This is a genomic window from Roseomonas rosulenta (genome assembly GCF_016106005.1).
Lineage (GTDB): Bacteria > Pseudomonadota > Alphaproteobacteria > Acetobacterales > Acetobacteraceae > Neoroseomonas > Neoroseomonas rosulenta.
In genome coordinates this window covers 1-20526 of record NZ_JACADR010000061.1, presented here as the reverse complement: position 1 = coordinate 20526, position 20526 = coordinate 1, and the positions used below count along the sequence as shown (strand labels likewise).

Genomic DNA, 20526 nt, shown 5'->3' with positions numbered 1-20526 from the left:
GCAGGCGGTCGCGCGGCTGCATGGTCACGACGCCCGGCGCGCGATGACGGCGACCGGGCCGCCGCCGTCGGGGCCCTGGTGCTCGGCGCCGCCGGAGATGAACAGGTCGGTGCGGCCGCTGGCGGCCGCGGCCACGCCGCCGACCAGGGCGCGGGCGTGGCGGGTGGCGTTGATGTCGCTGTCGTCGTTCATGATGTGCCTGTTGCCGCGGATGCGGCCGGTGGTGGAGGGCTCGGCCTTGGCGAGCAGCGCGACCAGGCGCGTGGCCTGGTCGGGGGCGAGTTGCCCGCCGCCGTGATCGAGCCCCGCGCCGTGCAGCGCGGCGTGGATGGCGGGCAGGTCGATGCCGTCCTGCATGACGGCATGGGCGATGCGCAGGTCGCCGGCCCAGGCGGGCGAATTGCCGAAGACGATGATCTCGTTGCGGGTCAGTTCGACGCCGGCGGAGCAGGAGGCGACGCCGGAGAACAGCGACGTATCGGCGCCGATGGCGTCATCGGTCACGGCGGCGACCTCGCCCAGCGCCAGCGCGACGCCGAGCGCCGAGGCGCCGCGCGACAGGCCCATGGACGCATAGGTGTCGTGCGTCGCGACCGGCGCACGCGCGGCGGCGATGCGTTCGCTGGTCAGCAGCGGGCACTTCACCTGGACGTAATGCACATCGTCGATGGCGGCCTGCGCGATGGCCGCGCGCACCGCGGACGCCGTCGCCTCGACCTGCGCCATGCGGCCGATCTCCTCCGGTGCGAAGTCGCGCGTGAAGGCGGTGCCGATGGCGAGCGCGCCGATCGGCGGTGCATCCGTCTCCGCGACCGACACCACGATGAAGTGGGGTGACAAGCCGCCTTCGGTTCCGCCGGACATCACCATGGCGATCCGCGCCGCCACATCCTCGGGCGTTGTCGCCAGCCGCCCGGCCAGCATCACGCACAGCGCCTGCACGGCATAGGCGCGAGTGAAGTCGTTGACGCAGCCATTGCCCTCGGTCTTGCCGAGGATGGCGACGATGTCGCGCGGGTCGAGGCCGCCATCCAGCAGCCCGGCCACGCCCGCGACATCGCCCGGGTGGCGCATCGCCACCCGTTGCACCGAGGCGATCCGGGTCATGCGGCCTTGCGGGCGTGGTGGCTGTGCAGCCGGGCGGAAAGATCGCGCCGCACCTCGTTGAATTCCGGCGAGGCGACGTCGCGTGGGCGCGGCAGGGTGATCATGTGCTCGCTGGCGATGCGACCGGGGCCAGGTTCCATCACCACGACGCGGTCGGCGAGGAAGATCGCTTCCTCGATGGAGTGTGTGACGAACAGCACGGTCAGCTTCGTGCGCTGCCAGATGTCGAGCAATTCGTCCTGCAGGCGTTCGCGCGTCATGGCATCCAGGGCGCCGAAGGGTTCGTCCATCAGCACCACCTCGGCGTCGTTCGCCAGCACGCGGGCGATCGCGACGCGCTGCTTCATGCCGCCCGAGAGCTGGTGCGGATAGGCATCGGCGAAGCGGCTCAGCCCCACCATGGAGACGAAGCGTTCCACCGTGTCGCGCACCTCGGCGCGCGGCAGCCCGCGGGAGGAGGGACCGAAGCCGATGTTCTGGCGCACCGTCAGCCAGGGGAACAGGCCGTAGTCTTGGAAGACCATGCCGCGGTCGGGTGCGGGGCCGCCGACCGGCTTGTCCCACATCAGCGCCTGGCCGGAGCTGGGTGGTTCGAAGCCCGCCACGATGCGCAGCAGGGTGGATTTGCCGCAGCCCGAGGCACCGATCAGGCAGACGAACTCGCCCTTGGTCACGACCAGGCTGGCGTCGCGCAGCGCCTCGATCTTCTGGCCGTTGAGCTCGTAGATCTTGCCCACGCCGCGCAGGTCGAGAATCGGGAGTTCAGCCATGGTGGGACGGGCTCCAGCGCAGCAGGCGGTTCATCACTATCACGACCACACGGTCCGACAGGAAGCCGGCGATGCCGATCACGATCATGCCGCAGATCACGAGCTCGGTGCGCGACAGGGTCCGCCCGTCCATGATGACGGCGCCCAGGCCCTGCGGCACGCCGGTCATCTCGCCCACCACGATGACGAACCAGGCGAGGCCGAGCCCCAGCCGAAGCCCGGTGAAGATGGACGGAAGCGCCGCCGGCAGCACCACCTTGGTGAATTGCGCCGAGGGCGAGCAGCCCAGCATCGACGCAGCCTCGAACAGTCGCTTCTCGACGCTGCGCACGCCGAACACCGTGTTCAGCAGGATGGGATAGAAGGCGCCGAGGAAGACCAGGAAGAAGGCCGATCGCGGCCCCAGCCCGAACAGGATCATCGACAGCGGCAGCCAGGCCGTGACCGGGATCGGCCGCATCAGCTGCAGGAAGGGGTCGAGCAGCGCGCGAATGGTGTCGTTGCGTCCGATCAGGATGCCGAGCGGCACGGCGATGATGGCCGCCAGCGCGAAGCCGCCATAGACCCGCGACATCGAGGCCAGCAGGTGGATGTGCAGCGTGCGCGAGAAGGCATCGTCCCAGATGCCGCCCCAGGCGAAATCCACCATGTATTCGGCGACGTCGGCGGGCGAGGGGATCAGCCGCGTCATCCCCGCCTTCACCGCATAATGCCAGAAGGCCAGCAGCAGCAGCGGCACGATCGAGGCCAGCACCGTGCCGCGCACGCGCTGCCAGAGGCTGACGCGCACGCGCGCGGTCGCGGGTTCAGCCGGCGCGGCGGCGGTGGTGGCGCTCATGGCGGCTCCTGGCGGAAGGGATGCGCCGGCGGCTGCCACCGCCGGCGCGGCGCATCACGAGGTGGCGACTTCGTTCGAGAAGCGCGGGTTGAGGAACTTCGCGAAGTCCGGCAGCTGGCGGATCTGGCGCATCTCGAGCATCTGCTGCGCATAGAGCCGCGCCTGGGTGAGCGTGGTCTCGTCGAGCCGCCAGGCGTACTGGATGTTTTCGGCGGCGAAGGCGTGGTCCACCGCGGCGCGCGGCGCGCCCAGGATGCGCACGGTGGCCTCGGCCACCTCCGGCAGGTTCGCCATCATGTATTCGGTGGCGCGGCGATGGATGCCGACCAGCGTGCGCAGCAGCGCCGGGTCCTGGGCGATCAGCGCCTCGCTGGTGGCGAGGATCATGTTCAGCCCGCCCATGGGCGTGCCGTAGGGGTATTCCACCAGCGTGCCGACGCCGGAGGTGATGGACAGGCCAGGGCCGGGTTCGGCGCCGACATAGGCGTCGATATCGCCGCGGCTCAGCATGGCGTGCATCTCGCCGAAGGGCACGCGCACGGCAGTGATGTCGCGCACGGTCATGCCGGACTGGCGCAGGCGCTCGAGGATGAAGACCTCCTGCGTCGAGCCCGGCCAGATGCCCACGCGCTTGCCGCGCAGCCCGGCGATGTCGGTGATGCCCGACCCGGTCTTCGCCACCACGCCCATGCCGCGGTTGGAGAAGGCGCCGATCACCACCACCGGTTCGCCCGCAGCCGCACCCAGCGTGCCGGCGGCGATGCCGAAGCCACCGACATCGACACTGCGCGTGACGACGGCGTTCTTGCCATCCGTCGGGCTGTCGAAGGTGATGATCTCGATGGTCATGCCGGCGGGCGCGAAGCGCTGGTAGAAATGCGGCGGCATCGAATGGATCAGGCGCAGCGAGCCCACCTTCACGGTGCGCGCGGCCTGCGCGTTGGCGACATGCGGCGCAACCACCGGGACGGCGGCAGCGGCGGCGAGCAGGTGGCGACGGCGGATCATCGGCATTCTCCTTCAGGCGGGGGTGGGGGCGGCGATCGCGGCCAGGTAGCCGCGCCAGCCGCCGAAGCGGGTGATGTCCTCGGCGCCGACCAGGCCCTCGGGTTCCACCAGGAAGCCCTTGGGGATGGTGCCGTCGTTGAGCTGCAGCGTGCCGATGCACAGCGGCGCGGGAATGCCGGCGACGAAGCGGCCGAAGCCGTCATCGGGCAGCGACCAGACCTCGGCGGCGATCGAAGCGCCCTCGCGCCCCGGCACGCGCAGCAGGCCGGGCCGGCGCGGCGGCCCGCCGGCCAGGGCGAAGAGCCGGTAGCAGGGCTTCGTGCCGACGGCGCGCAGGAAGCTGCCGCCATGGCCGACCAGCTCGTGGTTCAGCGCCAGGCCGGTCAGGTGCGCGCCGACGACGGTGATCTCGATCATGCGGCGCGCGCCTTTCCCTGTTCCGCGACGCGCGCGGCGAAGGCCGCGCCCAGCGCGGCAAGCGCGGCATCCGACCCGCGCGGGCCGATCAGCGTGATGCCGGCGGGCAGCCCGTCCGGCCGCGCGGGGCCCGGCACGGCGAGAGCCGCGAGGTCCAGCAGGTTCACGAAGTTGGTGTAGGTGCCCAGCCGCGCATTCGGGCCGAACGGGTCGGCCTCGAGCTCCGCCAGGGTCGGGAAGTTCGGCACGGAAGGCACCGCCAGGACATCGAAGCGGGCGAAGAAATCCTCCGCCGCGCGGCGATGCCCGGCCAGGCGATACATCCCGCGGAAGGCGTCCACCGCGGTGAAGCGTGACGCGGTGGCGATGATCGCCTCCGTCACCGGATGCAGGGCGCCGGGGTGCGCTGCGGCGAAATCGCCGAAGGCGGCGGCACGTTCGGCCACCCAGGGGCCGTCGTAGAGAAGCTGCGCGGTCTCCAGCAGCGGGGTGATCGCGGCCTCCTGCGCGCCGGGCAGCAGGGCGCGGGTGGCGGCCCAGGCGGCGCGCGCGGGGCCGTCGTCCAGGTGCAGGTCGGCAGGGGCGGGGATGGCGATGCGCGCCGGCGCCGCGCCGGGCTCGACCCAGGCAATCGGGCGGGAGAAGGGATCGGCGCGGTCCTCGCCGGCCAGCACCCGGAAGCAGGCCCAGGCATCCTCGACCGAGGGCGCGAAGACCGACACGCAGTCGAGGCTGCGGCAGGCCGGCACGACGCCGCGCGTCGAGACGGCGCCAAGCGAGGGCTTCAGCCCGACGATCCCGTTCAGCGCCGCGGGCACGCGCCCCGAGCCGGCGGTGTCCGTGCCCAGGGCGAGGGCCACGATCCCGCGCGCCACCGCCACCGCCGAGCCGGAGGACGAGCCACCCGGCACGCGATCCGGCGCGACAGCGTTGCGCGGCGCGGGGTAGGGCGTGCGCACGCCCACCAGCCCCGTCGCGAACTGGTCGAGGTTCGCCTTGCCGAGCACGAGCGCCCCGGCGGCCCGCAGGCGACGGACCGCTTCTGCGTCCTCGGCCGGCACGTGGGAGAAGGCCGGGCAGGCCGCGGTCATCGGCCGGCCCGCGACGGCGATGTTGTCCTTCACCGCGACCGGCAGGCCCCAGAGCGGGAAGCGCACAGGGTCGAAGGCCGGCAAGGCATCCGCCAGGCCCTCCGGCGGCGTCAGGTCGAGGAAGATGCCCGGATCCGCCGCCGCGGCGATGCGCCGGTGCGCTTCCACCACCACCGCGCCCGGCGTGAGCCCGGCGGCATAGGCGGCGTGCAGCGCGGCGCGCGTGAAGGGCAGGTCGGCGATGTCCGTCGGGACGGTCATGCGGCAGGGTGCAGCAATTCGCGTGCCGGACCGCTCGCGGCCCGCGTCCGCCAGCCTGTATACAGGCCTGCATACAATTTGAGCGATACGGCATGCCGCTGCCGCCGGAGCAGGCGCGCGCCGCGCCGCTGCCCTCAGCCCAGGCGCGCCGGCGGATGCCCGGCCATCATCCCCCAGGCCCCCTCGGTCGCCGCCAGATGGGCGCGCACCGCCGCAGCGGCCGCCGCGCCGTCGCCGGCCAGGATGGCGCCGACGATCGCCCCGTGCTCGGCATGGGAGGCCGCGAGGCGATCCCCCCCGCCCAGCTGCGCCGCGCGGAACGGGGCGAGGCGGCGGCGCGTGGCGCCCGCCAGTTCCGCCAGGTAGCCATTGCCCGCGCCGGCATAGAGCGCCTCGTGGAAGGCCACGTTGGCATCGCGGTAGCTGTCGAGCGCGCCGGCCTCGACCAGCGCGGCCATCGCGGCGTGGCGGTCGGCCAGGCGCGCCTTGTCGGCGCGCGACATGGCACCGGCGCACAGGGTGGCGCAGACCGCCTCGAGCTCGGCCATGGCCTGGAACATTTCCGCCAGCCGTCCGGGTTCCGGGCGCGCCACCACGGCCACCCGGTGCGGGCGGTGCTCCACCAGGCCGGTGGCGGCCAGCAGCCGCAGCGCCTCGCGCACCGGGGTGCGGGAGACGCCATGCGCCGCGGCAAGGCGTTCCTCCTCGAGCGCGGCGCCGGGGGCGATGTGCCCGACGGTGATCTGCTCGGCCAGGAGGGCGGCCAGCGCCTCGGCGCGCGTGGGGGCGCGCCCGGCCGGGCGTTGCGATGGGACCTGGTGGGGGCCTCGGCTCATGCGGCGGAGCTTGCACGCGACGTGCCGTTGCACCCGCGATCTGCCGTCTTGACTGGCGAATGCAACGACATGACTTAGAAGAACACCTTGCAGCACGCCGGAGATGCCCTGGAATGCCGACCGTGATCGAGGACCCGCCGGCGACGCGTCGCGCCGCGGCCGCAGCCATGGAGGAACACGCCGCCGCGGCGGCGTCCATGCTCCGGCTGCTCGCGAGCGAGCGGCGACTGATGGTGCTCTGCACCCTGATCGTCGAGGGCGAGGCGCCGGTCGGCCGGCTCGCGACCCGGGCCGGGCTGTCGCAGCCGGCCATGTCGCAGCACCTGGCGAAGCTGCGCGAGGACGGGCTGGTCGCGACGCGCCGCGCGGGCACCACCATCCACTACCGCATCGCCGACCCGCGCGTGGCACGCATCATGGCGACGCTGCAGGAGATCTTCTGCCCGCCGGAGAACTGAGCCCGGCGCCCCGCAAGCTCGCACCCCGCCCGGCGGGGCTACCGCGACGGCGCGGGCCGGACTAGCCTTCCCCCGTCCGGTGCGCAGGGCGCACCCGCTGGAAGAATGAGGCCCCTCGGCACGACCGGGCGGCCCGGGGAATGGGAATCACGCATGACAGACATCCGATACCTGGCGCCGCGCACGCTGGACGAGGCCGTGGGCGCCTTCGCCGCGGCGGCCGGCGCGGCGCGCATCCTGGCTGGCGGGACCGACCTGCTGGTGCAGATGCGCAACGGTGTTGCGAAGCCCGGCACCATCATCGACATCAAGAAAATCGCGGAGATGACATCGGTCGAGCAGACCGCGGATGGTGGCTTCCGCATTGGCGCCGCGGTGCCGGCCGCGGTGCTGGCCGAGCACCCGCGCTTTGGCAAGGTGTGGCCGGGTGTGCTGGAGGCGATCAACCTCATCGGGTCGAAGCAGGTGCAGGGGCGCGCCTCGCCGGGTGGCAACCTGTGCAACGGCTCGCCGGCCGGCGACAGCGTGCCGGCCATGATCGCGGCCGGCGCGGTGGTGACGGTGCAGGGGCCGAAAGGGCGGCGCTCCATGCCGGTGGAGGCGGTGCCGGCCGGGCCGGGGCGCACCACCCTGCAGCCGGGCGAGATCGTCGTCTCCTTCACCCTGCCGCCGCGGCCGGCCGGGTCTGGCGACGCCTATTTGCGCATGATCCCGCGCACCGAGATGGACATCGCGGTGGTGGGCTGCGGCGTGAACCTGACCATGGCGGGCGGCGTGGTCACCGCCGCGCGCGTGGGCCTGGGTGCCGTGGCACCCACCGTGCTGCTTGTCGAGGATGCGGCGAAGGCGCTGGTCGGATCTCGCCTGGAGGACGCCGCGCTGGAAGCCGCCGCCGCCGCCTGCCGCGCCGCCTGCAAGCCGATCAACGACAAGCGCGGCACCATCGTCTATCGCACCAAGGTCGCCGGCGTGCTGCTGAAGCGCGCCGCCGCGATCGCCGCGCAGCGCGCCGGGGGGAACTGAGACCATGTCGAAACTGCACGTCACCACCTCGGTCAATGGCGAACCGGTCGAGTTCCTCTGCGACCCCTCCGCCTCGATGCTGGATGCGCTGCGTGGGCCGCTCGGCCTCACCGGCACCAAGGAGGGCTGCGGCACGGGCGATTGCGGCGCCTGTTCCATCACCGTCGATGGCCGCCTGGTCTGCGCCTGCCTGATGCTGGCGGTGGAATCCGAAGGCCATGAGATCGGCACCATCGAGGGCATGGCCAAGGGCGACCACCTGCACCCGCTGCAGCAGAAGTTCCTGGAAATGGCGGCGCTGCAATGCGGCATCTGCACGCCGGGAATGCTGATGGCCTCGCGCGCGCTGCTCGAGAAGAACCCGAACCCGACTGAGGAGGAGGTGCGCTTCGGCCTGGCCGGCAACCTCTGCCGCTGCACCGGCTACGACAAGATCGTGCGCGCCGTGCTGGAAACCGCTGCCGAGATGAGGGGGGCCGCCTGATGAACGAGATGTCCAACAAGTGGATCGGCAAGAACACGATCCGCCCCGACGGCGCCGACAAGGTGACCGGCCGCGCGCAGTACAGCGCCGACAATGTCATGCCCGGCATGGTCTGGGGCAAGCTGCTGCGCAGCCCGCACGCCCATGCGCGGATCCGGTCCATCGACACCTCGAAGGCCGAAGCGCTGCCCGGCGTGAAGGCGGTGGTGACGGCGAAGGACATCGTCGAGTTCCCGCTCGACAAGTCGGTCATGCTCGGCATCCAGGACATGCGCTGGATGTGCCGCAACGTGATGGCGCGGGAGAAGGCGCTGTTCCATGGCCATGCGGTCGCGGCCGTCGCCGCGATCAGCGAGGAAGTGGCGGCGCATGCGTGCAGCCTGATCGAGGTGGACTACGAGGTCCTGCCGCACGTCATCGAGATCGAGGACGCGATCAAGCCCGACGCGCCGATCCTGCATGAATGGAACCAGTTCGAGGGGAAGCCGTCGAACATCGCCGGCACCATGGTGCTCAAGACCGGCGACGTGGAGGCAGGCTTCGCCGAGGCCGACATCGTCATCGAGCGCAGCTTCAAGACGCGCCCGGTGCACCAGGGCTACATCGAACCGCATGCCTGCACCGTGTCCTATGCCGCGGACGGACGGGTGACGATCTGGTCGTCCTCGCAGGGGCAGTTCATGGTGCGCGCCATGACCTCGCTGCTGACGGGCATCCCGCAGAGCGACATCCGCGCCATTCCCGCCGAGATCGGTGGCGGCTTCGGCGGCAAGACAATCATCTACCTCGAGCCCGTGGCGGTGATGCTGTCGAAGAAGTCCGGCCGCCCGGTCAAGATGGTGATGACGCGCGAGGAGGTGCAGCGCGCGACCGGCCCGGCGCCGGGATCGCTGTCCACCGTCAAGATCGGCGCGAAGAAGGACGGCACGATCGTTGCCGCCAAGGGCACCTTCTACCTGCAGGCGGGCGGGTTGCCCGGTTCCCCGCTGCGCGGGCCGGTCGGGTGTTCCTTCGCGCAGTACGCGATCCCGAACGTGCTCTCGGTCGGCTACGACGTCGTGTCGAACCGGTCGAAGGTCGCGGCGTATCGCGCGCCTGGCGCCCCGCTTGGCGCCTTCGCCACGGAATGCGTGCTGGATGAGATCGCGGAGAAGCTGGGCCTCGATCCGCTGGAGATGCGGCTGAAGAACTCCGCCAAGGCCGGCGACAAGGCGATCTATGGCCCGACCTTCGGCGCCGTGACCTTCAAGGAGACGGTGGAGGCCATCAGGCACCACCCGCATTACAGCGCGCCGATGGACAAGAACCCGCGCCCGGGTGTCAAGCGCGGCCGCGGCGTGGCCTCGGGCTTCTGGTACAATGCCGGCGGCGAGAGCTCCGTGCAGGTCAACATCACCGAGGACGGCAACGTGCTGGTCACGACCGGCCACCCCGATGTGGGCGGATCGCGCGCATCGATCTCGAACGTGGTCGCCGAGTTGCTCGGCGTGGACCATGCGCGGGTCAACGTCATGATCGGCGATACGCAGACCATCGGCTTCTCGAACCTCACGGGCGGCAGCCGCGTGACGTTTGCGTCGGCGCTGGTCGCGACCTCGGCGACCGAGAAGGTGATCGGTGACCTGCGCGCCCGCGCCGCGAAGATCTGGAACATCGATGCCGAAGCGGTGAAGTGGCAGGACGGCATGGCGCTGCCAGCCGGCGACAACGCCGGCAAGTTCCCGCCGCTGTCGCTCAAGGAACTCGCGGCCAAGGCGAACGAGATGGGCGGGCCGATCGGCACGCAGGTGCAGCTCAACACCACCGGCGCCGATCCGGGCTTCGCCACGCATTGCGTGGATGTCGAGGTCGACGTGGATCTCGGCATCGTGCGGGTGCTGCGCTACACGGCCGCGCAGGATGTCGGGCGCGCGCTGCATCCGGCCTATGTCGAGGGCCAGATCCAGGGCGGCGTTGTGCAGGGCATCGGCTGGGCGCTGAGCGAGGAATACCTGTACGATGCGAAGGGCCGCGTCGATAACGCCGCCTTCCTCGACTACCGCATGCCGGTGTGCTCCGACGTGCCGATGATCGAGCCCGTGATGCTCGAGATCCCGAACCCGAAGCACCCTCAGGGTGTGCGTGGCGTTGGCGAGGCGCCGATCGTCCCGCCGCTCGCCGCCATCGCGAACGCCGTGCACGACGCACTCGGCGTGCGTTTCTACGAGCTGCCCATGTCCCCGCCGAAGGTCTCGGCCCGCCTCGAAGAGGCGGTCTGAGTCTTCGCGGTCCAGGGGGCCGTCGCCCCCTGGCGGGGAAGTCCGGGGGGGCGGCGCCCCCTCGGGTTACTCCACAGCAGCGGCGTTGCGTGCCGTGACCGGCACCATCAGGTAGCGCACCCCGTTGCTCTCCGCCGGCGGAAACCGTCCCGCGCGGATATTCACTTGGATCGCCGGCAGCAGCAGCAGCGGTGCGGACAGCGTTGAGTCGCGCTTCGTGCGGAAGGCGACGAATTCGTCTTCCGTGGTGCCGTCCTTCACATGCGGGTTGTGGGCGCGCTGCTCGGCCACGGTGGATTGCCAGGCGAACTGGTCGCGGCCTGGCGCCTTGTAGTCGTGGCACATCCACAGCCGGGTGTGCGGCGGCAGCGCCAGCAGGCGCTTCATGGACCGGAACAGCGTGCGGGCATTGCCCCCCGGGAAGTCGGCGCGCGCGGTGCCGTAGTCGTGCATGAACAGCGTGTCGCCGACGAAGACGTCGTCGCCGATCTTGTAGGCGATGCAGGCCGGGGTGTGGCCCGGCGTATGGATCACCTCGACATCGAGGGTGCCGATGGCGAAGTGCTCGGCGTCCTGGAACAGGCGGTCGAAGTCACCGCCGCCGGGCTTCACGTCGTCGGCGTGGAAGACCGGGCGGAAGATCGCCTGCACCTCGCGGATGTGCTCGCCGATGCCGATCGGCGCGCGGGTGCGCGCCTTGATGTAGGGCGCAGCCGTGAGGTGGTCGGCATGGGCGTGGGTTTCCAGCACCCAGTCGATGGCGACGCCGTTCTCGGCCGCAGCCGCCAGCATACGGTCGGCGAAGGCGGTGTCGGCGGTGCCGGAGCGGTTATCCCAGTCGAGCACCGGGTCAATGACGGCGCCGCGCTTCGTGGCCGTATCCCACACCAGGTAGGAGACGGTGTTGGTCGGTTCGTCGAAGAAGGCGCGGATTGCGGGGGCGGGCTGGCTCATGGGCGACCTCCACGGCGCATCATGCCACGGAACGGGTGGCGGGTCAGAAGCGTTCCACCCACGGCCTGACCTCGACCTCCCAGGCCCAGCAGGACCGGTGCTGGCGGATCAGGTGGAGGTAGGTCTCGGCGATCGCATCGGGGTCGAGCAGCGTGTCGGCGCCCGTGTCGGGGCGGCGGGCGGAGCGGATACCGCCATCCACCACGACATGCGCGACATGGATGCCCTGCGGGTGCAGTTCGCGCGCCAGCGACTGCGCCAGGCCGCGCAGCGCGAACTTGCCCATGGCGAAGGGTGCCGACTGCGGATAGCCCTTCACCCCGGCCGAAGCGCCGGTCAGCAGGATGGTGCCCGACCCGCCAGCCTTGACGCGAGGAAGCATCCGCCGCGCCGCCTGCTGCGCCGCCAGGAAGGCGCCGAAGGCGCAGACCTGGAGCGCGCGCTGCACATCGGCGGGCGCCAGGTCCGTGATCGGGCCGCGGGTGCGGAAGGACGGGTTGTAGACCACCACCTCGGCATCGCCCTCGGCGTCGAACAGACTGCTGATGTCCGCTTCCGAGGCCGCGTCGCAGGCATGGGCTGCGGCGCCGGTCTCGGCCACCAGCGCATCGAGCTTGGCGATGTTGCGCGCCGCGAGCGCGATGGCGTAGCCCTGCCGCGCCAGCCGCCGGGCCAGCGCGGCCGAGAGCCCATCCCCCGCGCCGATGATCAGGGCCTTGGCCATCGCTGCCTCCGTCATGCCGTTCTTGGCGCCAGCAGGATGATGGCCGCGCCGGCGATGCACAATGCCGCGCCGATCACGTCCCAGCGGTCCGGTCGCAGCCCCTCCATGCCCCACATCCATGCCAGCGAGGCGAGGATGTAGACACCGCCATAGGCGGCGAAAGCGCGCCCGGCTGCGGTGGATTCGACCAGCGTGAGCAGCGAGGCGAACAGCGCGAGCAGCAGCAGCCCCGGCACGCACCACCAGGCGCTCTGCCCCAGCCGCAGCACCGCCCAGACGGCGTAGCATCCGCCGATCTCCGCCGCCGCGGCTGCCGCATAGACGCCCCAGACCCGCATCGCTTCCTGTCTCATGGCCATGTCGAAGGGCCGCCATCCTATCGTCGCGACGGTGCTTCGGAAGATTTTCGGGAGGCTTTCGGGACATCCCGGCGCCCGGCGGTGTCCTTCCCCGTCACCCGATGTGGCGAGTGCTCGCGGCACGGCTGCGCGTGCCCCACCGGTGAACGGGAGTTCGCAAGTGGTTGATCCACTCGCCTTCCTGGGAATGGCGGTCCTGGTGGTCGCCGCGCCCGGCCCCGCGGTCGCGCATGTGGTGGGCTGCGCGCTGTTCGGCGGAGTGCGGCTGGCGGCGGCTGCGATCACGGGCCTGGTGCTGGGCCAGGCCGCGCTGCTGACGGCGAGCGTCTCGGCAGGCGCGGTGGTGCGCGCGCAGGCCGGCCGGATGCTGGCAATGCAGGGGGTGGCCGGCGCGGTGCTCCTGCTGATCGGTCTGCGCGCCATGCTGCGCGCCGCCGACCGCGCGGCGCCGCCACGTTTCGCCGGCAGCCGGATCGGTGCGGCCATCGCGGGGATCGGGATCATCGCCTCCAACCCGATTTCCCTGCCATTCCTCACTTCGGTGGCGGTCGCGGTCTCGGATGGGGACGAGCTGGCGTGGCCATGGGTCGCGACGCCCGCCGCGGCCTACGCCACCACGGGACTGGTCGTCTATGGCGGCTATGCCCTGGCGGCGGCGCGGCTCGGCGCGGTTCCGCCGGCGCGGCGCTGCCGCATCGCGATGCGTGCCCTGGCAGGGGCCGCCATCGCGGCGGCAGGGCTGTTCTGCCTGGTCCGTGCCGCCGGCGCCTGACGGCTGATCAGTCGATCGTCTCGAGTAGTTCGCACAGCGTCGCGCAGCGCGGTGCCAGGTCCTGCCACAGGATGTGCTCGAAGGGCGCATGCGCGCCGGCGCCGGTGCAGCCGAGGCCATCGAGCGTCGGCACGCCCATGGCCGCGGTGAAGTTGCCGTCCGACCCGCCGCCCCGGTGCATCTTCGGCAGGTCGTAGCCGTGCCGCGCGGCGATGCCGCGGGCCATCTCGTGCAGCGCGGCGATCTCGGGCGTCTCGACCATGGGCGGGCGGTTCATCCCGCCGGTGACCTCGATGCGGATGCCGTCCGCCTCGCCGGCCATGCCGAGGATGATGCGCTCGATCCGCTTGCCCTCCGGGATGCTGGTGACGCGGCAGTCGATCTCGCATCCGGCCTCGGGCGGCACGACATTGGGCCGCGTGCCGCCCCAGATCGGCGCGACATTCGTGGTGGTGCCGCCGGCGAGGTCGGTCAGCGCGTGGATCTCCAGGATCTTCCGCGCGAGTGCGACCACCGCGCTGCGCCCGTCCTGCCAGTTGCCGCCGGCATGGGCGGAAACGCCGTGGACGTTCATCACGAAGCGCCCCACGCCCTTGCGCGCCGTCACGCAGGACCCGCCGATGCCGGCCGGCTCCGGGATCAGCACCGCTCGTGCGCCCTGGGCCGCGCGCTCGATCGGCGCGCGGGAGGTCGGGCTGCCCACTTCCTCGTCGGGTGTGAGCAGCAGGATGATGGGGCGCTTCGTCGGCACCTTCTGGCGCAGGATCTCGCGCACGGAATGGAAGGCGAAGAAGGACCCGGCCTTCATGTCGTAGATGCCGGGGCCATGCGCCTTGGCGCCATCGACGCGCCAGGGCATCGAGGATGCCAGCGTGCCGTGGTCCCACACCGTATCCAGATGGCCGGCGACGACCACCGGCGCGCCCTCGCCCGGCGTGCGCGCGACCAGCGTGTCCCCGTAGCCATCCGTGCCGGGGATGCGCTCGATGGCGGCGCCCACGGCCTGCAGCTCGGCCTCGGCCCTGCCGATCAGCCCGTTCACCGCCGCCGCGTCGGTGGTCGGCGTCTCGTGCTCGACCCAGCCGCGCAATTCGTCCAGCAGGCGTTCGGAGGTGCCGATATCGGTCCGCGGCATGGTCTTGCTCCTCGGTGCGGGAAGGCCCCGGCTTCTGGCAGCCGGGTTTTCGCTTGTCCATCCCGGGCGGCCCCGGTAACGACCCTGCCGCAGCGCACAAAAGGGGACCGGACCGCCCATGCCCGAGCTCTACTTCTTCGAGGACCTGACCGTCGGCCTGACCGCCAAGTTCTCCAAGACCGTGACGGAAGCCGACATCGTGCTGTTCGCGGCGGTGACCGGGGACACCAACCCGATGCACCTCGACGCCGAATACGCCGCGACCACCATCTTCAAGGAACGCATCGCGCACGGGATGCTGGCGGCGGGGCTGATCACCAAGGTGCTGGGCACGCAGCTGCCGGGTCCGGGCACCATCTACATGTCCCAGTCGTTGAAGTTCCGCGCGCCGGTGAAGATCGGCGAGACGGTGACCGCCACGGTCGAGGTGATGGCCCTGCACCCCGACAAGCACCGCGCCACGCTGCGCACTGTCTGCACCGTGAAGGGCGAGCCGGTGCTGGAGGGCGAGGCCTATGTCTCCGTCCCCTCCCGGGCCAGCCAGGCGCGCGCGGCGGCGGAATAGCGCATGCGCCGCGTCTGCGTCTTCTGCGGCTCGGCGGCCGGCGCGCGGCCCGAGTATGCGCAGGCAGCCGAGGCGCTGGGCCGCGCCATCGCCGCGCGCGGGCTCGGCCTGGTGTTCGGCGGCGGGGCGGTCGGGCTGATGGGCATCGTCTCGCGCGCGGCACTCGCCGCCGGCGCCGAGGTGACGGGCATCATCCCGCATGGCCTGGTGATGCGCGAGGCCGGCAACCGCGACCTGCCGGACCTGCGCGTCGTGGCCTCGATGCACGAGCGCAAGGCGATGATGGCCGAAATGTCGGACGGCTTCGTCGTGCTGCCCGGCGGTTATGGCACGCTCGAGGAAGCGGTCGAGGCGCTGACCTGGCTGCAGCTCGGCATCCACCGCAAGGGCGTGGCCTTCGTCGATACGCTGGGTTTCTGGTCGCGCCAGATGGAAATGCTGGACCACATGGTGGCGGAAGGCCTTCTGAAGCCCGACATGCGGCGCATGGCGATGCTGGCGCCGGACGGCGCGGCGGCGCTCGATGCGCTGGAGGGTTTCGCGGCCCCCGACGTGCCGCGCTGGCTGAGGCCGGGCGAGGCATGATCGTCAACGGCTGGACCGGCATTCCGGAGGCGGCGCGCGGCGCCACCATCGCGCTCGGCAACCTCGACGGGGTGCATCTCGGCCACGTCGCGGTGCTGCGCGCCGCACATGCCGCACGGCCCGACCTACCGCTCGCCGCGCTGACCTTCGAACCCCATCCGCGCGAGCATTTCCGCCCCGACGACCCGCCCTTCCGCCTGACCCTGCTGCCGGCCAAGGCGGCCGCGCTGGCCGCCGCGGGCGCTGCGCATGTCTTCGCGCTGCCCTTCGACGATGCGCTGGCCGCGATGTCGGCGGAGGACTTCGTCGAGCAGGTGCTGCATCACGGCCTGGGCGCGAAGCATCTCGCCTGCGGGCCGGATTTCGCCTTCGGCCACCGCCGCGGCGGCGACGTCGCCCTCCTGCAGCGCGAGGCCGAGGCACGCGGCATGGGCCTGACCATCGTGCCGCCGCTGCACCATGGCAACGAGGCGGTCTCCTCCTCCCGCATCCGCCGCCTGCTCCAGGACGGCTACCCCGACCGCGCCGCCGAGAAGCTCGGCCGGCCCTGGGAGATCCGCGGCGAGGTGGTGCATGGCGACAAGCTCGGCCGCGTGCTCGGCTGGCCGACGGCGAACATGTGGCTCGGCCGGCATCTCGAGCCGGCGCGCGGCGTGTATGCCGTGACCGTCGCGCTGCCCGACGGGCGCGAGGCGAAGGGCGTGGCGAATGTCGGCCGCCGCCCGACGCTCGGCGGCGATCCGCAGACGCGGCTCGAGACCTACATCTTCGACTTCGAGGGCGACCTCTATGGCCAGGAGATCGGCGTGCGCCTCGTGCGCTTCCTGCGCCCGGACGCGAAATTCGCCGACCTCGAGGAGCTGAAGGCGGCGATCGCCGAGGATGCACGCCAGGCGCGCGCGGCGCTGGGGTGAGAGGTCGCGCGCGCCGGCCCTCACGGCTCCGGCGGCAGCATCGTCAGGCCCGCGAGCAGCCGCACCAGGTCCGCCTGCCCGGCCGCCCCGGTCTTTGCGAAGATACGCGACAGGTGCGTCTTCAGCGTCGCCTCGGCGATGCCGCAGGCTGCCGCCGCGGCGCCGAGGCCACGCCCCGACATCGTCGCGACCGCTCGGGCCACGGCCGCCTCCGACGCCGTCAGCCCGAACAGCTCGCGCAGCACGGACGCGGCCGGGATGGGCGGCGGCGCCGAGAGGTCGCGCAGCAGCACGAGCGCCTGGCCCGGCACGCGACCTGTGGAGGCAATCAGGTCGACGCGCAGCCGACGCGGGAGCGGCGCCACGAGAACCGCGAGATTGGGCTGACCGTCGGCATCGCGCAGCCGCAGCGCGCCCCCGGCGGCGCCCGCAAGCGCCGTGCGGCGCACCAGGCCGAGCATCGCGTCGCGTTCCTCTCGCCGCAGTGCCAGCGCGACCGTCCGCCCGGCAGTACCGGGCTCGGCCGTCCGCACGAGGCGCAGCGACCGGCCCGCGCGGCCCAGCATCTCCGCGACGCGATTGGCGACGAGCACGCGGCATTCCGCGTCGAGCACCAGAACGCCGAGCGGCAGGGCGTCCAGCGCGCCGAGCGCCGGAGACACGGCGAGCCCGAGGCGATGGCGAAGCTGCAGCGCGCGTGAAAGGTGCGGCAGCACGGCACCGAGAAGCCTCCGCTCCTCGGCGCCGAAGCCCGGACGTCCCGGCGGCCTGTGCAGCCCGACCGGCATCATCCCGGCCGCACCCAGCGGCGCCACGGTTCCGACCACCCAGCGCATCCCGAGCGGACGGGCGAAATCGTTCCAGAACTCGCTGCGCAGGAACTCCTCGTCCGGCACGAGCATCTCGCCGCTGACCAGGACGCGCGCGCGGCCGCGCAGCGCAAGCTGGGCCGCGCGCGTCGTCCAGAGGTCCACCTTGCGGTAGTGCCGGCGATAGGCCTCGACGGCTTCGAGCGGGACGCCCTCGTGATGCAGGATCTCCATGGCTCCGGCGGCGGGATCGCCCACCATGATCGCGCCGGAATGCGCCCCCAGCAGCGCCTGCAGGCGGATGCCCACGCTGCGCCAGTCACCGCCGCCGGAGGCGGCATCGTAGATCTCCTCGGTCAGGGACAGGACCATCTCGTGCGACATCGTCCGCCTCCGCAGCTTCCGCGCCACGGCATCGGCCGCCCCCCACGCGGGCGAGGACACGTCCTTCGCCCGGTCAGCACACATCGCCGAACGCCGGTTCCGTCGCTGGAGCCGGCCCACATTATTCTGTCAGAACGAACCAGGCGCATCATCCGTTCGGATGATGCGGCCAATTCCCGATGCGGCTCAGCTTCGTTGCGTGGTCGGCGCGGCAGGCCCTCCACGCCCGCAACCTGATGGAAGGAAGCCCAGCCCATGCCCGGACATCGCGCCGCCGTCATGACACTTTGCCTCCTGGCACTGCTCACGCCAGGCATGGCCTGTCTGGGCCCTGCGCGCAGGGCGTTGGCAGCGGAGCCGACGCGCGCCGTCGCGCCGTGAGCCCGGGCCTCCGCTTGGCAGGAGGATCAGCATGGGACGGATTCCGATCCTCGCGGCGCTCGGCACCGCGCTCGCCGCGCCCGTCCCGGCGGCAGAGCTCGCCGCCGTCATGCAGGTTCACCTGACGCCCCGCGGCGTCGCGGGGGAGGCCGGATGCACCAGGAAGGCGCGCATCAACCTGCCCCCGGCCTGGCGGACCGGTGATGCCGTCGTCGTCCTGCTGACGGACGAGCCCCTGCGCGACGCGACGCGCGACCCGCTGGTCGCCACCCTGTTCCTGGAGAATGCTGCGGTGCTTGCGGTTTCGCCGGGCACCCCGGCTGTCTGTGTCGAGGACGCACCCGGGGCGAGCCAGTCGCCCGGCGCCCCCGATGCGCTGGACATGCTCTTCGGTGGCCTTGTCGCCGCCCGGCAGGAGGCAGGCGGCGGCCTCGTCGTCGCGATCGGCTACGGACCAGGCAGCGCCATCGCCCTGGCCGCGGGGGAGGAGGGAGAGGCCGCCGCCCGGCTCGGACAGGATACGCCGCGTTTTGCCGCCGCGCTTGCGCTCGGCGATGGGGCGCCGGCGGCGCGACGCGGCGGGCCGCAGGCGGCGGCGGAGCGTTCCGATGAGAGGCTCGGCCTGCTCTGTGCGGCGCTTGCCCGGTCCGGCGTAGGGTGGGGTGCGGCGAGTGCTCCCACCTGCATCGCGGCGCTCGGCGCCGAGCCGCGCCGCACCGCGCTCCGACACGGGCCATGACGCCGCCGGCGCACGGGATGGCCCTCGGCGGTGGCGGCCACGGCGTCAGCCCGGCCGTGCCAGTTGCAGCGCCAGCGCCACCAGCTCCGCCTGCCGCGTCGTGCCGGTCTTGGAGAAGATGCGCGCCAGGTGCGTCTTCGCCGTAGTCCCGGCGATGCCGAGTGCGGCCGCCGCGTCGGCCAGGGCTGCGCCCCCGGCGAGCAGCGCGAGCAGCCGTGTCTCCGCCGGCGTCAGCGCGAATTGCGCGGCGACGGCAGCAAGGTCGGGCACCGTCCGGCGCGCCGCGTCGGTCACGAAGACCGCTGCCGCCGCCTCCGAGACGAGGCCGCGGCGCACCTCGCCGCGTGCCAGCGGCAGGACATGCGCCAGCGCCGGAGAGTCCAGCGGGTCGCCCAGCGGCACGCCGATCCCCTGCCGGCCGATCGCGCCATCCGCCTCCGTCGCGCGGCCGATTGCGCCCCGCAGCGCGGCCGTCGCGCCCGGCGCGCGGGCGGTGAGCCGGCCGTCCAGGAGCCGCGCCGGGCCTTGGGCGGCGAACATCTCGTGCGCTGCGGCATTCGCGTGCAGCACGGTCCCGCCTGAATCGACGATGCCGATTGGCGTGGCGACCTTGTCGAGCGTGGCTGCCAGCGTCGCGGCGTGCAGCGCGCGCATGTCGAGCAGGCTGCCGATCGCTACGGCGCGGCGGACATGCGGCGCAATGAGCCGCATCAATGCGACCTCGCGCTCGGTGACGAGCCCGACGCTGTCGTGCCGCGTCGCGGCCAGGAAGCCGATGCGCGAGCCGTCCTGCAGCACCACTGCCGTGATGCCGTCGCAGTAGCCGAGCGGCCGCGCCCATTCGATCGTGGCGCGCGAGGTGGCGAATTCCACCGGCACGTCGCGCGACAGCACCATCGGGTCGTCCATGTCGCCCGACCAGCGCGCCAGCGTTGCCGATTGCAGCGCCGCGGCGTCGGCGGCGTAGTCCTCTACGATCCTGCGCGTCGCTTCCGGCGCTTCGCCCCAGCCGCTGGCAAAGATGTTCCGCCCGGCCGCGCGGTCGAACAGATAGAGCTGGCTCGCCACGCAGCGCAGCACGCCGCAGATGCGCCCGATGGTCGCGGGCCAGAGCGCGGGATCGACGGCGCAGTCGTAGATCGCACCGATCAGGTCGGAGAGGTCCTCGGTCATCAGTTCGGCCATCCTGTCCTCTCCTCCTGGCCGCATCACCCGGCTGCGCTGCGCACCGGCGGGCACAGCCGCGCCACCAGCGCGCGCAGGTCGGCCTGGCGCGCGGTGCCGGTCTTGCCAAGCATCCGCGCGAGATGCGTCTTGGCCGTGGTCACGCCGATGCCCAGCGCGGCCGCCGCCTCGGCCGGGCCGTCCCCGGCGACCAGCCGTGACAGGACCCGTCCCTCCGCCGGCGACAGCCGGAAGGCCCGGATGAACACGTCGAGCCCCGGCGTGCGCGCGTCCTCCTGCGCCGCCACGAAGACCGCCGCGGTGGCGCCCTGCACCAGGCGCCGCCGCCGATCGCGCCGCGCCAGCGGCAAGACGTGGGCCAGGGCCGTGGCGCCATCCGCTGCGCGCAGGGGCAGGCCGAGGCCGGTGGCGCCGAGCTGCGCCTCGTCGCGGCCCGCCTTGTCGATCGCCGCGCGCAGCGCCGCCGTCT

The 20526-nt window shown here is 72.2% G+C and carries 23 protein-coding genes; 9 read left to right on the top strand and 14 right to left on the bottom strand.

Features of this window, described 5'->3' with window-relative positions; translation table 11 throughout:
- Window positions 1-24: 24 nt before the first annotated feature.
- The 7 genes from atzD to HW578_RS10220 all read right to left on the bottom strand — a co-directional run bounded on the left by atzD (window position 25) and on the right by HW578_RS10220 (window position 6328).
- Window positions 25-1107 (bottom strand): cyanuric acid amidohydrolase, encoded by a 1083-nt coding sequence (gene atzD, locus HW578_RS10245; protein WP_198370460.1) that lies wholly within the window; start codon window positions 1105-1107, stop codon window positions 25-27.
- On the bottom strand, window positions 1104-1877 hold the full coding sequence (locus HW578_RS10240; RefSeq protein WP_198370459.1) for an ABC transporter ATP-binding protein: 774 nt from the start codon (window positions 1875-1877) through the stop codon (window positions 1104-1106). The genes atzD and HW578_RS10240 overlap by 4 nt, the downstream gene beginning before the upstream one ends.
- Window positions 1870-2715 (bottom strand): ABC transporter permease, encoded by an 846-nt coding sequence (locus HW578_RS10235; protein WP_198370458.1) that lies wholly within the window; start codon window positions 2713-2715, stop codon window positions 1870-1872. The genes HW578_RS10240 and HW578_RS10235 overlap by 8 nt, the downstream gene beginning before the upstream one ends.
- 54 nt (window positions 2716-2769) lie before the next feature.
- On the bottom strand, window positions 2770-3723 hold the full coding sequence (locus tag HW578_RS10230; protein WP_198370457.1) for an ABC transporter substrate-binding protein: 954 nt from the start codon (window positions 3721-3723) through the stop codon (window positions 2770-2772).
- A gap of 12 nt (window positions 3724-3735) precedes the next feature.
- Complete coding sequence (locus HW578_RS27795; RefSeq protein WP_232478857.1) at window positions 3736-4140, bottom strand: allophanate hydrolase-related protein; 405 nt, start codon at window positions 4138-4140, stop codon at window positions 3736-3738.
- Window positions 4137-5492, bottom strand: coding sequence for an allophanate hydrolase (gene atzF, locus HW578_RS10225; protein ID WP_232478856.1), 1356 nt, complete (start codon window positions 5490-5492; stop codon window positions 4137-4139). The genes HW578_RS27795 and atzF overlap by 4 nt, the downstream gene beginning before the upstream one ends.
- A gap of 134 nt (window positions 5493-5626) precedes the next feature.
- A complete protein-coding gene (locus HW578_RS10220) occupies window positions 5627-6328 on the bottom strand; it encodes a GntR family transcriptional regulator (RefSeq protein ID WP_198370456.1) in 702 nt (233 codons plus the stop codon).
- A 113-nt stretch (window positions 6329-6441) separates the two neighbouring features.
- Here HW578_RS10220 and HW578_RS10215 point away from each other — a divergent pair, with 113 nt between their 5' ends.
- The 4 genes from HW578_RS10215 to HW578_RS10200 all read left to right on the top strand — a co-directional run bounded on the left by HW578_RS10215 (window position 6442) and on the right by HW578_RS10200 (window position 10551).
- Window positions 6442-6786: an ArsR/SmtB family transcription factor gene (locus tag HW578_RS10215; protein ID WP_198370455.1), complete on the top strand. Its 345-nt coding sequence runs from the start codon at window positions 6442-6444 to the stop codon at window positions 6784-6786.
- A 153-nt stretch (window positions 6787-6939) separates the two neighbouring features.
- Window positions 6940-7809 carry an FAD binding domain-containing protein gene (locus HW578_RS10210; protein WP_198370454.1) on the top strand — a complete coding sequence of 290 codons (870 nt, stop codon included), beginning with the start codon at window positions 6940-6942 and terminating at the stop codon, window positions 7807-7809.
- Window positions 7810-7813: 4 nt separating this feature from the next.
- Window positions 7814-8293 carry a (2Fe-2S)-binding protein gene (locus tag HW578_RS10205; protein ID WP_198370453.1) on the top strand — a complete coding sequence of 160 codons (480 nt, stop codon included), beginning with the start codon at window positions 7814-7816 and terminating at the stop codon, window positions 8291-8293.
- On the top strand, window positions 8293-10551 hold the full coding sequence (locus HW578_RS10200; protein WP_198370452.1) for a xanthine dehydrogenase family protein molybdopterin-binding subunit: 2259 nt from the start codon (window positions 8293-8295) through the stop codon (window positions 10549-10551). Before HW578_RS10205 ends, HW578_RS10200 begins: the two co-directional genes overlap by 1 nt.
- A gap of 66 nt (window positions 10552-10617) precedes the next feature.
- Here the strand turns inward: HW578_RS10200 and HW578_RS10195 are convergent, their stop codons facing one another.
- From HW578_RS10195 to HW578_RS10185, 3 genes are read right to left on the bottom strand one after another with little or no spacing between them, the layout of a single operon-like run.
- Window positions 10618-11505 carry an MBL fold metallo-hydrolase gene (locus HW578_RS10195; protein ID WP_198370451.1) on the bottom strand — a complete coding sequence of 296 codons (888 nt, stop codon included), beginning with the start codon at window positions 11503-11505 and terminating at the stop codon, window positions 10618-10620.
- A gap of 43 nt (window positions 11506-11548) precedes the next feature.
- Complete coding sequence (locus tag HW578_RS10190; RefSeq protein WP_232478855.1) at window positions 11549-12229, bottom strand: SDR family NAD(P)-dependent oxidoreductase; 681 nt, start codon at window positions 12227-12229, stop codon at window positions 11549-11551.
- An 11-nt stretch (window positions 12230-12240) separates the two neighbouring features.
- A complete protein-coding gene (locus tag HW578_RS10185) occupies window positions 12241-12588 on the bottom strand; it encodes a YnfA family protein (protein WP_232478854.1) in 348 nt (115 codons plus the stop codon).
- 160 nt (window positions 12589-12748) lie between these two features.
- Between HW578_RS10185 and HW578_RS10180 the strand changes: the two genes are divergently transcribed.
- Window positions 12749-13360 (top strand): LysE family transporter, encoded by a 612-nt coding sequence (locus HW578_RS10180; RefSeq protein WP_198370449.1) that lies wholly within the window; start codon window positions 12749-12751, stop codon window positions 13358-13360.
- A gap of 7 nt (window positions 13361-13367) precedes the next feature.
- On the opposite strand, the gene HW578_RS10175 is transcribed toward HW578_RS10180, so the two are convergent.
- A complete protein-coding gene (locus HW578_RS10175) occupies window positions 13368-14495 on the bottom strand; it encodes a M20 family metallopeptidase (RefSeq protein WP_198370448.1) in 1128 nt (375 codons plus the stop codon).
- A gap of 118 nt (window positions 14496-14613) precedes the next feature.
- On the opposite strand from HW578_RS10175, the gene HW578_RS10170 reads away from it, so the two are divergent.
- From HW578_RS10170 to HW578_RS10160, 3 genes are read left to right on the top strand one after another with little or no spacing between them, the layout of a single operon-like run.
- Window positions 14614-15060, top strand: coding sequence for a MaoC family dehydratase (locus HW578_RS10170; RefSeq protein ID WP_198370447.1), 447 nt, complete (start codon window positions 14614-14616; stop codon window positions 15058-15060).
- Between the two features lie 3 nt (window positions 15061-15063).
- On the top strand, window positions 15064-15645 hold the full coding sequence (locus HW578_RS10165) for an LOG family protein (protein ID WP_198370446.1): 582 nt from the start codon (window positions 15064-15066) through the stop codon (window positions 15643-15645).
- The gene (locus HW578_RS10160) at window positions 15642-16559 is read left to right on the top strand and encodes a bifunctional riboflavin kinase/FAD synthetase (protein ID WP_198370445.1); all 918 of its coding nucleotides are present in this window, start codon (window positions 15642-15644) and stop codon (window positions 16557-16559) included. The genes HW578_RS10165 and HW578_RS10160 overlap by 4 nt, the downstream gene beginning before the upstream one ends.
- 20 nt (window positions 16560-16579) lie before the next feature.
- Here HW578_RS10160 and HW578_RS10155 read toward each other — a convergent pair whose 3' ends face one another.
- Entirely contained in the window at window positions 16580-17752 is a 1173-nt protein-coding gene (locus tag HW578_RS10155; protein ID WP_198370444.1) for a hypothetical protein, read from the bottom strand.
- Between the two features lie 412 nt (window positions 17753-18164).
- Here HW578_RS10155 and HW578_RS10150 point away from each other — a divergent pair, with 412 nt between their 5' ends.
- Entirely contained in the window at window positions 18165-18872 is a 708-nt protein-coding gene (locus tag HW578_RS10150) for a hypothetical protein (RefSeq protein WP_198370443.1), read from the top strand.
- A gap of 45 nt (window positions 18873-18917) precedes the next feature.
- Here the strand turns inward: HW578_RS10150 and HW578_RS10145 are convergent, their stop codons facing one another.
- Together HW578_RS10145 and HW578_RS10140 are read right to left on the bottom strand one after the other, a co-directional pair.
- Entirely contained in the window at window positions 18918-20057 is a 1140-nt protein-coding gene (locus tag HW578_RS10145) for a helix-turn-helix transcriptional regulator (RefSeq protein WP_198370442.1), read from the bottom strand.
- Between the two features lie 23 nt (window positions 20058-20080).
- The coding region (locus HW578_RS10140) for a helix-turn-helix transcriptional regulator (protein WP_198370441.1) at window positions 20081-20526 on the bottom strand (446 nt) is incomplete at its 5' end.